Below are 13,128 nucleotides of genomic sequence, written 5' to 3' on the forward strand. Positions count from 1 at the left end.
ATCTTCATAGATCAGGTCCGCCGATCAGGGCGGCCACCAGATCCATGACGTTCGTGCCGGTCGGACCGGACTTGTAAAGGTCACCCGTCGCTTCCAGCAGCGGGTAGACGTCGTTATCCGCGAGATGCGCCTGCAGATCGCGGTTGACCGCTCGAACGCGTTGCAGCGTCGCGCCATCCGCAAAAGCACCCGCCGCATCCGTTGGACCATCCGTGCCGTCGGTACCCGCCGCGAGCAGGCTGACGTTCTCGATACCCTGCAAATGCATGGCGGCCACGGCCGCGAACTCCTGATTGCGACCGCCCGTACCTTTTCCTGTCACGGCGAGAGTCGTTTCACCGCCAGCAAGCACGACCTGCGGCACGGCATTGCCCGTCGCCAATCGACGTACATTCAGTGCAAATTCGCGCGCGGCGTCGTGCGTGTGCCCCGCCATCCGGTCCGTGAGCGTTCGGACCGCGAAGCCTCGTGATGTGGCGAATGCCGCAGCGGCATCGAGCGCGACCCGATTGCTGGCGATTACCCGATAATTCACCTGTGACGACGTATCACCTGGCTTTGGCGTTTCCTGCTCACCCCGGCGCAAGTACGCAAGCACGGAACCTGGCATGTCTCCAGCAAGACCGTACTTGTCGATGACCGCGAGCGCACCGCCGAACGTCGACGCATCGGCAATGCTCGGCCCCGAACCGATTGTCGAGGGATCGTCGCCAATGACATCCGAGATTGCGAGCGTGCAGAAAGTCGTTGCACGACACCGCAATCGCAGCCGCCCACCTTTCACTGCGGAGAGATGCTTGCGAACTGCATTGATCTCGGCAATCGACGCGCCACTGGTCACGAGCAGACGATTGGCCATCGCCTTGTCCGGGAATGCGACTGCATCGACCGGCTGGCACAGCAATGATGAAGCGCCGCCGCTCAACAGAAAGAACACGACATCGTGCGGTTGCGCTTGATCCACGACGTTCAACAGCTCGCGCGTCGCCTGCGCACTCGAGGCATCGGGCACAGGATGGCCGCCTTCGCGGCACTCGATACGCCGCAGCGGCGCTGCCGCACCGCGCTTGACGATCACGAGGCCGGAATCGATGCGATCTGCCAGCACGGCTTCAAGCCCAGAGGCCATTGAGACCGCCGCCTTGCCTGCACCGATCACGATGATGCGGCCTGACCCCGTCGGCAGTTCGAGCTCCAGCGCGCCTCCAGGGCCGGCGTAGATCCAGCGATTGCCGTGGAGCGACGAGACAGCGGGGATCACGCGGTCACCGCGCGAGGCATTTACTGCTGCTGCAAACAGGCCTTTGAGGAAGTCGCGCACCGCGCCGTCGTCAGCTTGTATCACTGCTGACGCAAATGAAGAGAGTCGGGCCGCAGGCGGCCCGACAAAAATCTACCGCGAGCCGAACGATATCGGCTCACAGCGAAGCGCGCTGGCGCGTGGCGGTCAGTCGAGTGGATTGCGGACAATGATGGTCTCGGCCCGATCGGGGCCGGTGGAAATGATCGCGATCGGCGCACCGACCAGCTGCTCCAGTCGACGCAGATAGGACTGTGCATTCGCCGGCAGAGCATCGAAAGATTTCACTCCGTAGGTGCTCTGCGTCCAACCAGCATGCTCTTCGTAGATGGGTTCGCAGATCGCCAGCGCTTCGGCGCCGACCGGCAGGATATCGCGGCGCTCGCCGCGCACCATGTAACCCACGGCAACACGCACGGTATCGAGACCATCGAGCACATCGAGCTTGGTGATGCAGAGGCCCGAAATGCCGTTGAGTTCGACGACACGGCGCAAGGCGGCCGCATCGAACCATCCGCAGCGACGCGGACGGCCGGTCACCGAGCCGTATTCGTTGCCTTTGACGCGCAGGTGCTCACCCACCTCCTCGTCCAGCTCCGTCGGGAATGGACCGCTGCCCACACGAGTCGCGTACGCCTTCGCGACACCGAGCACGTAGTGCAGGTGCTGCGGCCCGACGCCGACCCCCGCACAAGCCTGTCCGGCAACGCAGTTGCTCGACGTAACGAAAGGATAAGTACCGTGATCGACATCGAGCAGTGCGGCCTGCGCACCCTCGAACAGCAGGCGCTTGCCCGCCCGCATGAGCGCATTCACTTCCGCGGAGACGTCCGCGACCATCGGCCGGAGCTGCTCCGCGAACAGCAACGCTTCATCCAGTGTCTGCTGGAAATCGATCGGGCTGACCTTGAAGTAATTGCGCAGCACGAAGTTGTGATAGTCGAGCACTTCACCGAGCTTCGCGGCGAAGCGTTCGCGTGCAAACAGGTCCTGCACGCGGATCGCGCGGCGCGCCACCTTGTCCTCATAGGCAGGACCGATGCCGCGACCGGTGGTGCCGATCTTCGCGGCTCCCATCGCCGTCTCGCGCGCCTGGTCGAGCGCAATGTGATACGGCAGGATCAGCGGGCAGGCTTCCGAAATACGCAGCCGGCTCGGCGCATCGATGCCCGCGCGCTGTAACTCGCCGATCTCCTCGAACAGCGCCTTCGGCGACAGGACGACGCCATTGCCGATGAAGCAGGTCACGCCGTCATGCAGGATTCCCGAAGGAATCAGGCGCAGGATCGTCTTGCGACCATTGATGACCAGCGTATGGCCTGCATTGTGTCCACCCTGGAATCGCACCACGGCCGACACGCGATCGGTGAGCAGATCGACGATCTTGCCCTTGCCTTCATCGCCCCACTGGGCGCCGATGACCACCACGTTCTTGTTCATAAGAGCACGCAAAAAATAAACATTCAGGAGCGCACGGCGTACAGGAGCACCAGCCCCAGCGCCATGCTGATGAAACCCCAGATGCGCAGATGTCGATCGGCGAATTGCGCCATGGTCAGCATGAAGCGCTTCATGGCCTGGGGATTGACGAATGGCATGATGCCTTCGAGCACTAAATAGAGCGCAAACGCTGCCAGCAGATCAGACCAGTTCATGCGCGCCCCGCGGATACGAAACGAATCGCGCCGAGGGCGCCGGATCGAAGCAACAACTTCAGCGCTTGGTTGACCGGTTGAGGTACTTGAAGAACTCGCTGTCGGGCGAGATCACCAGCACGTCGCTATCGGTGCCGATCGATTTCCGATAAGCCTGCATGCTGCGATAGAACGAGTAGAAATCCACGTTCCGCGAATAGGTGCGGGCGTAGATATCTGCAGACTTCGCGTCGCCTTCACCGCGAATGCCTTCGGCTTCGCGATACGCCTCGGCGAGCAGCTCCGTCCGCTGACGATCGGCTTCGGCACGCAACTTCTCGGCGTTCTCGTCACCCTCGGCGCGCAGACGCTTGGCCTGGCGATCGAAGTCCTGACGCATACGATTGAACACCGATTCGCTCACTTCTTCGGGCAGATCGATCTTCTTCACGCGCACGTCGACGAGCTGCAGGCCCAGGCCGCGCGCATTCGCCTCCGCAAGCTTGAGGATTTCGCCCGTGAACTCGTCGCGCTCCGCGGCGACGACCTGCTGGATCGTGCGACGGGCGATCACGCCCTTGATACCGTCCTTCACGATCGCCCCCAGACGGGCTTCTGCGATCTTGGCATCACCGCCGGAAGTGGACGTGTAGAACGTGGAAACGTCCTGGATGCGCCACTTCATATAGAAGTCGATGCGCAGGATCTTGCCTTCACTGGTCAGGAACTGCTCGGGCGGTACGTTGCCCGTGCGCACGCGTTTGTCGAACTTCTGCACCTCGTTGACCATGGGCACCATGAAATGCAGGCCCGGCTGATACTCGGCCTGCACGATTTCACGGAAACGGAACTTGATGGCCATTTCCGTCTCGCGCACGGTGAATGCGGACATCGCAAACAGCAGCAGGACGGCGCCTAGGGCAATCAGACCCAGAAATGCACGATTAGCCATCAGCGTGATCCTCGCGGGCGCTGGTCAGCCGCCTGACCGCTGGCCCCTGTTGCCGTCGACTCAAATGCGCTGGCCCCCGCCGCCGGCGTAGTTTCCACGCGCGGCCGCTTGGTCTGCTGCTCCATCAGTTTGTCGATCGGCAGGTAGATAAGGTTGCCGCTGCCGCCGGAAGTGTCGAGCAGGACTTTCTTGCTCGACTTCAACACCTCTTCCATCGTCTCCAGGTACAGGCGCTCTCGGGTGACCGCCGGAGCCCGCTCGTACTCGGTCAGCAGCTTGCCGAAGCGCTGGGTTTCACCTTCTGCATCGGCGACTTTGCGGGCCCTGTAGGCCTGCGCATCCTGGATTTCGCGGACGGCCGCACCTCGTGCACGAGGGATGATGTCGTTCGCGTAGGCCTGGGCGGCGAGCGAGAAGCGATCGCGATCTTCGCGGGCCTTGATCGCATCCTGCTGGGCCGGCGACACCTCGTTAGGCACCTTGACGTCCTGCAGGTTGACCGACGTGACCTCGATGCCCGTCTTGTAAGCATCGATCGTGCGCTGGATCAACTCCTTGGTCCGCACGACGATGTCGAGACGGCCGGACTCCAGCACATAGTCGAGCTTGCTGCGACCAATGATTTCGCGAATCGCGCTTTCGCTGACTTCGCGCAACGTGCCATCCGGCGACTCGACATTGAAAATGTAGTCGAGGGGCTCGGCGCGCCGATACTGAACTTCGAGGTTGATGTCGACGAGGTTCTCGTCGGCCGTCAGCATCCGCGTGGTTTCGCTGAAGCTCTCGATGGTCTGCGTGTTGACCAGCTGCCGGGTTTCGATCGGCCACGGCATGTGCCAGCGCAATCCCGGCTGCGTCGTCGCAACGTGCTTGCCGAAGCGCAGAACGACACCGCGCTCGGCGGCGTCGACCTGATACAGACCGGTGAATGCCCAGATGAGCAACAGCACCACGACAATGGTGCCAATGCCGAATCCACGGCCGGCACTCGATGTGCCCGTGCCGCGCGGTCCGCCGTTGCCACTGCCAAAGATGCCCGAAAGCCGGCGCTGCAGATTGCGCACGACTTCGTCGAGATCCGGGGGGCCCTGGTCCGGCTTGTTACCGCCGCCCCAGGGATTATTTCGCTTGCCGCCGGAATTTCCGCCGGATTCGTTCCAGGCCATAAGAAACTCAGTCACTCCGGAGAAAAAATCAGCTGAACCAGCGGGTGGAAACGGGCGATTGTAGGAATGGCTCGCCAGTGGCACAAGTTTGGGATGGATCGAGGCCATTGCTAGGAAGCCCCTCCGTCCGGCACAAGTCTTCGAAGGCTCTGCGAGGCATCGAAATTTCCAGATCCGTTTCGCCATTTGGCAGAGTGTGCTCCGATAGCACCGCCCCGGCCGCAAAAAATCGCGCTCGTGCCCGGCCGTGCCTGGGATCGAGTACGAAATGACCATGCACCAGCTCCGGACCGAGGAATTCCCCGATGGCTTCCACCAGCAGGTCGGTTCCTGCGCCGGTTTGCGCTGATACCCAGATACGGCGGGCCCGTCCTTCGGCGCCACGCTCAATGCGCGGCGTTTCTCCCACCAGGTCTGCCTTGTTGTAGATCTCGAGCTGCGGTAACGAACCCGCGCCTACTTCGTCGAGCACGCGATTCACCTGCTCGATGCGCTCCCCGCGTTCCGGGTCCGCAGCATCGACCACGTGCAGCAGCAAGGTCGCTTCGCGCGCCTCCTGCAGCGTCGAACGGAAGGCGGCGACCAGCTCATGCGGCAAGTCGCGGACGAAGCCGACGGTGTCGGCCAGTAGTGCGAAACGCGCATCCGGAAGCTCGAGGCGACGCACCGTTGGATCGAGCGTTGCAAACAGCTGATCTGCAGCATACGCCTCCGCACCGGTGAGCCGGTTGAACAGAGTCGATTTGCCTGCGTTGGTGTACCCCACCAGCGCAACGGTTGGAATCTCCGCCCGCTTGCGCTCGCGACGCGTCGTCTCGCGCTGCGTGAGCACCTTCTCCAGGCGCGCATTCAGCGTCTTGATGCGATTGCCAAGCAAACGCCGGTCAGTTTCGAGCTGGGTTTCGCCCGGTCCGCGCAGACCGATACCGCCCTTCTGTCGCTCCAGATGCGTCCAGCCTCGCACGAGTCGGGTCGCGACGTGCCGCAGCTGCGCCAGCTCGACCTGCAGCTGGCCCTCAAATGTGCGAGCCCGCTGCGCAAAGATGTCCAGGATGAGTCCCGTCCGATCGATGACACGACACTGCAGCAGCGCTTCGAGATTGCGCTCCTGACTGGGCGATAGCGGGTGATCGAAGACCACCAGGTCGGCACCGAGCGTTTTTACCGCGTCGTGGATTTCGTCCGCCTTGCCGCTGCCGACAAAGAGTCGCGGATCTGGCGAGCGTCGCGTACCGGTAATGACGCCCAGCACCTCGGCACCTGCCGAGGTAGCCAGCGATTCCAGTTCGCTCAGTTCGTCCCTGGACGGGGATTGGCCGAAGCCGATGCGAACCAGCAGTGCGCGCTCGCCGCTGCGTGGACGTTCAAACAACCGGCTTCTCCATACGCCGAGTCATTCGTCCAGCACTCCGCGGGGGAAAGTCTCCGCATTGCAAGCCAATCGCCGTCGGCATCATTCGTCCGAAGTCACTCGCTCGGCGCAGCGGTTTCAACACCGTCTTCGTCGCTCGTCGGCACGCGTATGCTGCGCGCTGGGACGACCGTGGAGATCGCGTGCTTGTAAACCATCTGGCTGACGCTGTTCTTCAACAGAACGACGAATTGATCGAACGAGTCGATCTGACCTTGCAGCTTGATGCCGTTCACCAGGTAAATGGAGACCGGGACGCGCTCCTTGCGCAAAGTATTCAGGAACGGATCCTGTAATGATTGCCCTCTGGCCATCATTTATCTCCTTGTTATTGCTCCGAAATTATTGTGTACGAACGCTTCCGGCAGAGCCACTTCCATGCAGCCGGAGGACAGCTCGCGAACGCGATCCTCGCGCTCGTTGCAGTGCCACAGTCTAGCACAGAGGTCCTCGTCTCCAGATCGGGGCTTCGCTTAATACTGAGCCTCTCATACGTTCTTCGTGGCGTCGCAAAGTGATGCGACTGCAGTCTCGATGGAGTCACTCGCCCTGGAATCAAGGGCATCGAACCAATCAATGTTGTTTTCCGCACGTAGCCACACCAGTTGCCGGCGTGCCAGATGCCGGGTAGCGACGATCGCATTGTGAATCGCCTGTTCGTAGGACACCGAACCGTCGAGATGCTCCCACAGTTGCCGATAGCCGACCGATCGGATCGCCGGCAGCCGCGGATGCAGATCATCACGACGGTGCAGAACGGCCACTTCTTCCAGTAAACCTCCAGCCATCATTGCTGCAAAACGCCCCGCAATGGCGGCATAAAGCCGTTGCCGATCGCCCGGCACCCAGGCGTAAGCAGCGAACTTCAACGAAGCATCCGGCACCGCAGTTGCAGCATGCAACTCGGTCAACGTCTGCCCTGACAGGCGATACACCTCCAGCGCCCGCTGAATTCGCTGACCGTCACCGGCATTGATACGCGCCGCAGCGATCGGATCGACCGCGGCCAGGTCCGCATGCAACGCCGGCCAACCCCGACTGACCGCGTCGCGATCGATATCTGCCCTGACGCCGACGTCTGCCGCAGGTAAGTCAGCCAAGCCCCGCCGCAACGCACGGAAATAGAGCATCGTTCCACCGACCAGCAACGGCAGTCGGCCCTTGGCGTGACTTTCGTCGATTGCGGCTCGCGCATCGCGGACGAACTGTCCGGCGGAATACGACTCGACCGGGTCAAGAATGTCGACCAGGCCATGGGGGAATTGCGCCAGGACTGCGCGCGAGGGCTTGCCCGTGCCGATATCCATGCCGCGATACACCATGGCGGAATCGACGCTCACGATATCGACCGGCAAGCGCGCCGCGAGTCGTAGTGCGAGATCCGTTTTGCCCGCACCGGTCGGCCCCATGATCAGCGCGACGGGTCGGGAGCGCGGCGTTGCCATCTGACTCACCTGCCTCGCAGAAACATCCGGTCAAGATCGCTCATGCTGACGTAGGTCCATGTCGGCCGACCGTGATTGCATTGATCGCTGCGCACCGTACGTTCCATTTCGCGCAGCAACGCATTCATCTCCGGCACCGTGAGATTGCGATGCGCGCGGACGGCTCCATGACACGCGATCGTCCCAAGCACTTCGTTCAGTGCCTCTTCCACGCCGCGCGAGATGCCGTTTGCGACCAGATCCGCGCCGACGCGCTGCACGAGCGCATCGATGTCGGAAGCCTTGAGAAACGCCGGGATAGCACGGACATGAACACCGGTGGGGCCGGATCTTTCGATATCGAGCCCCGCCTGCACCAGCAGCGCGGCGTGTTCTTCCAGCAGATCCGCTTCCGCCTGCGACACATTGATGGCGATCGGCGTCAGCAATGGCTGGCTCGCCAAAGCACCCTGCCCCAGCGCCGCCTTCATGCGCTCATACGTCGTTCGTTCGTGCGCGGCATGCATGTCGACGAGGATCAGACCGTCGGGCGCCTGAGCCAGAATGTAGACGCCATGCAGTTGGGCAAGCGCGAATCCCAGTGGTGGTGTTTCCGCCGGTTCATTGAATGCAGTATGCGTGGGTGATGATGCCGCGAACCCCGCCAGCGACGGCTCTGCCACCCGCAACCCAAGCGACGACTGACTACCGAAGGAACGACTGGCACCACCGTATGAGGGGCCTTGCGACGGCCACACGCTCGCCGCATTCGCGGCCGGCATGAATGTGTCGATGCTCGCAGGTGCCGGCGCCTGCGACGCAGCGCCTGCATACGTATCGCGCAGTACGCGCTCAACGGTGCGAAACAGGAAATCGTGCACGTGCCGGCCATCGCGAAACCGCACTTCGAGCTTTGCCGGATGGGCGTTCACGTCGACCTGCGTCGGGTCGATCTCCATGAACAGCACGTAGGCCGGATGGCGGCCGCCGAAAATCACATCGCGATAACCAAGGCGGATGGCACTGGCGATCACTCGATCACGCAGCGTGCGTCCGTTCAGATAGAAATGCTGCAGGTCGGGCTGCGCACGGGCGTACGTCGGCTGACACAGCCAACCACTCAGCTTGCATCCTGCTGCTTCGTGCTCGACGAACAGGGCATTCGCCATGAACTCATCGCCGACGATCTGCGCCACCCGCCGTTCCCGATCGATCTGCGAGTGTGCTACCGGATATTCGGCCACCAGCTTCTTGCCTACGCTCAGCGAAAACGCGGTTCTGAAGCTCGACAGCGCCATGCGCTCGATGGCGCGGGTGATGTGCTGGGTTTCGGTCCGCTCCGCGCGCAGGAATTTGCGCCGGGCCGGAACGTTGAAGAACAGGTCGCGGACCTCGACGGTCGTTCCGGGTGGATGCGCCGCTGGCTGCACCTCACTCAGCACGCCATTGTCCGACGAGACCAAGTACGCGGAGTCGCTGCCGGTCACTCGCGAAGTCAGGCGCATGCGCGACACGGACGCGATGCTGGGCAGCGCTTCGCCGCGAAAACCGAGCGTCATCACACGCTCCAGGTCATCGATCGTGGTGATCTTGCTCGTGGCATGCCTGGAGAGCGCCAGCGCCAGTTCATCGCGCGCGATACCGCCGCCATTGTCCCGGACGCGAACTACACGCACGCCGCCGTCTTCGATCTCGACGTCGACCCGCGTCGCGCCGGAATCGATGCTGTTCTCGACGAGCTCCTTGATCACGGACGCGGGTCGTTCGACCACTTCACCTGCGGCGATCTGGTGAATGAGCTGATCTGGAAGGATGCGAATCGGCATGAGCGCGACCGGAGGACGGGTCGCGGAGGATACCAGAGCGATCGGGGACGACTGAGCGAGGACTCAGTGCGCAGCGCCGGCGCGAGGCACACCGTCAGGGGCATTGTCGGCAGCGGCAATCCGGCCGTCACGCTGCTGGCGCAGCTGAGCGATATGGGTGCCGGGCGGAGGATTGGCGTAGAAATAAGTGCGCACGCCCTGATGAATCGCTTCGGCCAGCCGCTGCTGATGACCAGGGTCTTTCAGTCGCGCCTCTTCGCTGGGATTCGAAATGAACGCTGTTTCCACCAGCATCGACGGGATATCGGGCGACTTCAGCACCAGGAAGCCGGCCTGCTTGACGCCGCGACGGGTCACGTTGCCGATGCTATCCAGTTCGTTCATCACTTTGTTCGCTGCAACCAGGCTGGCGCTCATGCTTGCGCCTTGCGACAGATCGAGCAGCACGGACTTCAGCACGTCATTCTTGTCATCGAGCGACACGCCGCCGATGAGGTCCGACGCATTCTCGCGTTCGGCCAGCCAGCGGGCAGCCTCATCCGACGCGCCGCGGGCGGACAGGGTGTACACGGAGGAGCCGACGACCGAGCGATCGTTGTAACTGTCCGCGTGTACGGAGATGAACATATCGGCCTGCTGATCGCGCGCCCGCTTGATACGGACCCTATGCGCCAGAAAGTAATCACCATCGCGTGTGAGGATCGCGCGCATGCCCGGTTCGCGATCGATCCGATCTTTGAGACGCCGGGCGATGGCCAGCGTCACATCCTTCTCGCGGGCACCACCGCGTCCCATTGCGCCGGGATCATCGCCGCCATGTCCGGCATCGATCGCCACCACAATGTCCCGACCCAGGGTACTGGGTGTGGACTTCACGACCGTTGGCGCAGAAGAAACCGCGGGTGCTGGCGCTGCAGCGGGAACGACCGTCGCTGCTGCTCCGGGGGCCAGATCGACCACCAATCGATGCCCCAGACTCCCCTGCGGATCGACGGCGAATGCTTTCGGCGCAGTCGGACCGGTCAGGTCCACCACCAGCCGTAGGTCCTGGCCCTGAACACCCGCTCGCAACTGCTTGGCAAACCCCTGCCCCGCCGGCATGGCGAGCGCCGTGTTTTCCAGGCGAGCGGATTGAATGTCGACGACGACGCGATCCGGGTTTTGCAGCGTCGAAACGGTGTACTTCGCGCGAGCGGAAAGATCCAGGACTACCCGCGTCGCATCGGGACCGGCCCACAAACGGACATCCTTCACCAGGACATTGGGGGCGGCGAAGGCGATCGGCGCCATCAACAGAGCGCAACACAGTCCCATGACCGCCTGCAGGCGGGCATGGGAAGCTGATTGACACTGCGCGGATTTCATGAGTCCCCGTAATGTACTCTGTGCGTTGAGATTATTTCAATACAAATTATGAAGATAGATCACCTAGCTTGAGCTTTATCGCACTACTGGCAGCTGCCTCAGCAATTCCCTGCCCACAGCACCACGCGCGTGCAGAGTGATCTCGCGCTGGTCATCGCCGCAGTAACCAATCGAGAGATCCAGATCGGCCGGCGGAATCATCCCCTCGCCGCGCTCGGGCCACTCGATGAGCAGCACCGAATCGACCGACAACAGATCCCGCACGCCGAGCGCGTCGACTTCCCGCGGATCGGCCAGTCGATACAGATCCAGATGAAACACCTGACGATCTGCAACGTCGTAGGGCTCGACGAGCGTGTATGTCGGACTGCGGGCCGGCCCGGCAATACCCAACGCATTCAACACGCCGCCGACAAACGTCGTCTTGCCCGCGCCGAGTTCGCCCTGAATGGCGACGACCACGGCGTTACCGCGATGCCGGGCGAGCGCACGACCGAGATCACGCCCGAGTTCGCGCATCGCCTCTGCACTCGGGACGTTCAGATTTGCTGTGTCGGATTCACGCATATCGGCAGGTAGGTAAACAGATCGCTTGCCAACAAGCCGCGCTCGCCCCGACGCGCAGCCATGTCTCCCGCCATCGCGTGCACCAATACTCCCGCCCGCGCCGCTTCAGCCAACTCCGCGGTCTGCGCCGCGATGCCTGCGATGACACCCGTCAGCACATCACCCATGCCAGGTGACGCCATGCCGGGATTGCCCTGATCGCAGATCGATGGCAGTCCGTCGCGCTCGACGACGAGCGTACCGGCGCCTTTCAGCACCACCGTTCCCCCGTAGCGCTCGACGATCTGTCGCGCAGCCGACAGACGATCGGCCTGAACAGCGGCGGTCGACATCCCCAACAACCGCCCGGCCTCGCCGGGATGCGGCGTGAGGATGCGGTGCTCGCCCTTGCACGGCGATTGCGCCAATAGATTCAGCGCATCGGCATCGATCACGGTAGGTTTATCGGAATGCAGCGCACTGTTCGCCACGGAGTGCGCCCAGGCGTCCTGCCCCAGCCCCGGCCCGACGGCGATGATGTCGGCGCGCTCGATGAGCGCCTGCAAATCAGCGCCCGATTCGATGCCGCGACAGATCAGTTCCGGACGTTGCGCCACCACGCCCGCGACATTCTCCGGACGCGTGGCGACAGTGACGAGCCCGGCACCGACCCGTAACGCTGCTTCGCCGGAAAGACGCGCGGCGCCAGCCATACCGACACCGCCACCGATGACCAACACGTGCCCCTGCTGCCCCTTGTGCGTCGTACGCCGACGGCGAGGCAGCAATCGCGCCAGTGCGTCCTCGCTGATTCGCAAGACCGAGGGCCGCGCGTGAGACAGTGCTGCGTCCGACAGATCCAATGAATCGAACATGACGACGCCCGTGCAATTCGGTCCGTCGCCGAGATAGAAGCCCTGCTTCAGCCCAAGGAAGGCGAGTGTTCGCTCGGCATGGATCGCGGCCCCGAGGATCTCCCCGGTATCCGAATCGAGTCCGCTCGGAATATCCAGTGCCAGGATAGGCGCGGATGATTGATTCACACGCGCAATCTTTGCCGCCATCGCAGGCTCGATCGCGCGCGACAGGCCAATTCCGAAAATGGCGTCGACAATGACTTCTGCCCCATTCAGACAGTCATCCGACCAGCTGCGGGTCGCTCCACCTTCCGCGACGAAATCCCGCCATGCCCGATGCGCATCGCCGCGCAGCGAGGCAGGATCCGCCAGTGCGATGACCGTCACGTCGAGGCGCCGGGTTCGCGCCAGTCGCGCGAGGACGTAACCGTCGCCGGCGTTGTTGCCAGGCCCGCACAGAACAACGACCCGTTGCGCACCCGGCCAGTAACTGCGCAACGTCGTGAGCGCAGCCTCACCTGCCGATGTCATCAAGGTGTAACCGGGAATACCCAGGTCCTCGATTGCATGACGATCGAGTTCGCGCACTTGTGCAGCGGTGTGAATGGCGAGGGGCAGATTGGCCATGACCCAGTATACTTTGACCG

12 protein-coding genes are annotated in these 13,128 nt (G+C 62.7%); all 12 read right to left on the bottom strand.

Going from position 1 to position 13,128, the window contains the following annotated elements; translation table 11 throughout:
- Positions 1-4 precede the first annotated feature (4 nt).
- Positions 5-1,345 carry a glycerate kinase type-2 family protein gene (locus VIZ63_RS14865; RefSeq protein WP_331610451.1) on the bottom strand — a complete coding sequence of 447 codons (1,341 nt, stop codon included), beginning with the start codon at positions 1,343-1,345 and terminating at the stop codon, positions 5-7.
- 102 nt (positions 1,346-1,447) lie between these two features.
- On the bottom strand, positions 1,448-2,740 hold the full coding sequence (locus tag VIZ63_RS14870) for an adenylosuccinate synthase (RefSeq protein WP_331610452.1): 1,293 nt from the start codon (positions 2,738-2,740) through the stop codon (positions 1,448-1,450).
- A 23-nt stretch (positions 2,741-2,763) separates the two neighbouring features.
- Positions 2,764-2,955, bottom strand: a complete 192-nt coding sequence (locus VIZ63_RS14875; RefSeq protein ID WP_331610454.1) for a DUF2065 domain-containing protein — start codon at positions 2,953-2,955, stop codon at positions 2,764-2,766.
- A gap of 58 nt (positions 2,956-3,013) precedes the next feature.
- Positions 3,014-3,886, bottom strand: a complete 873-nt coding sequence (gene hflC, locus VIZ63_RS14880) for a protease modulator HflC (protein ID WP_331610455.1) — start codon at positions 3,884-3,886, stop codon at positions 3,014-3,016.
- On the bottom strand, positions 3,886-5,052 hold the full coding sequence (gene hflK / locus VIZ63_RS14885; RefSeq protein WP_331610456.1) for an FtsH protease activity modulator HflK: 1,167 nt from the start codon (positions 5,050-5,052) through the stop codon (positions 3,886-3,888). The genes hflC and hflK overlap by 1 nt, the downstream gene beginning before the upstream one ends.
- A gap of 28 nt (positions 5,053-5,080) precedes the next feature.
- Positions 5,081-6,424, bottom strand: a complete 1,344-nt coding sequence (hflX, locus tag VIZ63_RS14890) for a ribosome rescue GTPase HflX (protein WP_331610457.1) — start codon at positions 6,422-6,424, stop codon at positions 5,081-5,083.
- A 95-nt stretch (positions 6,425-6,519) separates the two neighbouring features.
- Complete coding sequence (hfq, locus tag VIZ63_RS14895) at positions 6,520-6,777, bottom strand: RNA chaperone Hfq (RefSeq protein WP_331610458.1); 258 nt, start codon at positions 6,775-6,777, stop codon at positions 6,520-6,522.
- A gap of 174 nt (positions 6,778-6,951) precedes the next feature.
- Positions 6,952-7,908: a tRNA (adenosine(37)-N6)-dimethylallyltransferase MiaA gene (miaA, locus tag VIZ63_RS14900; RefSeq protein WP_331610459.1), complete on the bottom strand. Its 957-nt coding sequence runs from the start codon at positions 7,906-7,908 to the stop codon at positions 6,952-6,954.
- A gap of 5 nt (positions 7,909-7,913) precedes the next feature.
- On the bottom strand, positions 7,914-9,713 hold the full coding sequence (gene mutL, locus VIZ63_RS14905) for a DNA mismatch repair endonuclease MutL (protein ID WP_331610460.1): 1,800 nt from the start codon (positions 9,711-9,713) through the stop codon (positions 7,914-7,916).
- Positions 9,714-9,776: 63 nt separating this feature from the next.
- The gene (locus VIZ63_RS14910) at positions 9,777-11,027 is read right to left on the bottom strand and encodes an N-acetylmuramoyl-L-alanine amidase (protein ID WP_331610461.1); all 1,251 of its coding nucleotides are present in this window, start codon (positions 11,025-11,027) and stop codon (positions 9,777-9,779) included.
- A 126-nt stretch (positions 11,028-11,153) separates the two neighbouring features.
- The gene (gene tsaE, locus VIZ63_RS14915; RefSeq protein ID WP_331610462.1) at positions 11,154-11,645 is read right to left on the bottom strand and encodes a tRNA (adenosine(37)-N6)-threonylcarbamoyltransferase complex ATPase subunit type 1 TsaE; all 492 of its coding nucleotides are present in this window, start codon (positions 11,643-11,645) and stop codon (positions 11,154-11,156) included.
- Positions 11,618-13,108, bottom strand: coding sequence for an NAD(P)H-hydrate dehydratase (locus tag VIZ63_RS14920; protein WP_331610463.1), 1,491 nt, complete (start codon positions 13,106-13,108; stop codon positions 11,618-11,620). Before VIZ63_RS14920 ends, tsaE begins: the two co-directional genes overlap by 28 nt.
- Positions 13,109-13,128: the final 20 nt, after the last annotated feature.

It is taken from the genome of Povalibacter sp., assembly GCF_036520495.1.
Taxonomy (GTDB): Bacteria; Pseudomonadota; Gammaproteobacteria; order Steroidobacterales; family Steroidobacteraceae; genus Steroidobacter.

What these genes read in the sequence shown, in the direction of transcription:
- VIZ63_RS14910 (WP_331610461.1), bottom strand. Translation starts at nt 11,027, where the DNA reads ATGGGACTGTGTTGCGCTCTGTTGATGGCGCCGATCGCCTTCGCCGCC.
- mutL (WP_331610460.1), bottom strand. Translation starts at nt 9,713, where the DNA reads ATGCCGATTCGCATCCTTCCAGATCAGCTCATTCACCAGATCGCCGCA.
- VIZ63_RS14920 (WP_331610463.1), bottom strand. Translation starts at nt 13,108, where the DNA reads ATGGCCAATCTGCCCCTCGCCATTCACACCGCTGCACAAGTGCGCGAA.
- tsaE (WP_331610462.1), bottom strand. Translation starts at nt 11,645, where the DNA reads ATGCGTGAATCCGACACAGCAAATCTGAACGTCCCGAGTGCAGAGGCG.
- VIZ63_RS14875 (WP_331610454.1), bottom strand. Translation starts at nt 2,955, where the DNA reads ATGAACTGGTCTGATCTGCTGGCAGCGTTTGCGCTCTATTTAGTGCTC.
- hflC (WP_331610455.1), bottom strand. Translation starts at nt 3,886, where the DNA reads ATGGCTAATCGTGCATTTCTGGGTCTGATTGCCCTAGGCGCCGTCCTG.
- VIZ63_RS14870 (WP_331610452.1), bottom strand. Translation starts at nt 2,740, where the DNA reads ATGAACAAGAACGTGGTGGTCATCGGCGCCCAGTGGGGCGATGAAGGC.
- hflK (WP_331610456.1), bottom strand. Translation starts at nt 5,052, where the DNA reads ATGGCCTGGAACGAATCCGGCGGAAATTCCGGCGGCAAGCGAAATAAT.
- hfq (WP_331610458.1), bottom strand. Translation starts at nt 6,777, where the DNA reads ATGGCCAGAGGGCAATCATTACAGGATCCGTTCCTGAATACTTTGCGC.
- miaA (WP_331610459.1), bottom strand. Translation starts at nt 7,908, where the DNA reads ATGGCAACGCCGCGCTCCCGACCCGTCGCGCTGATCATGGGGCCGACC.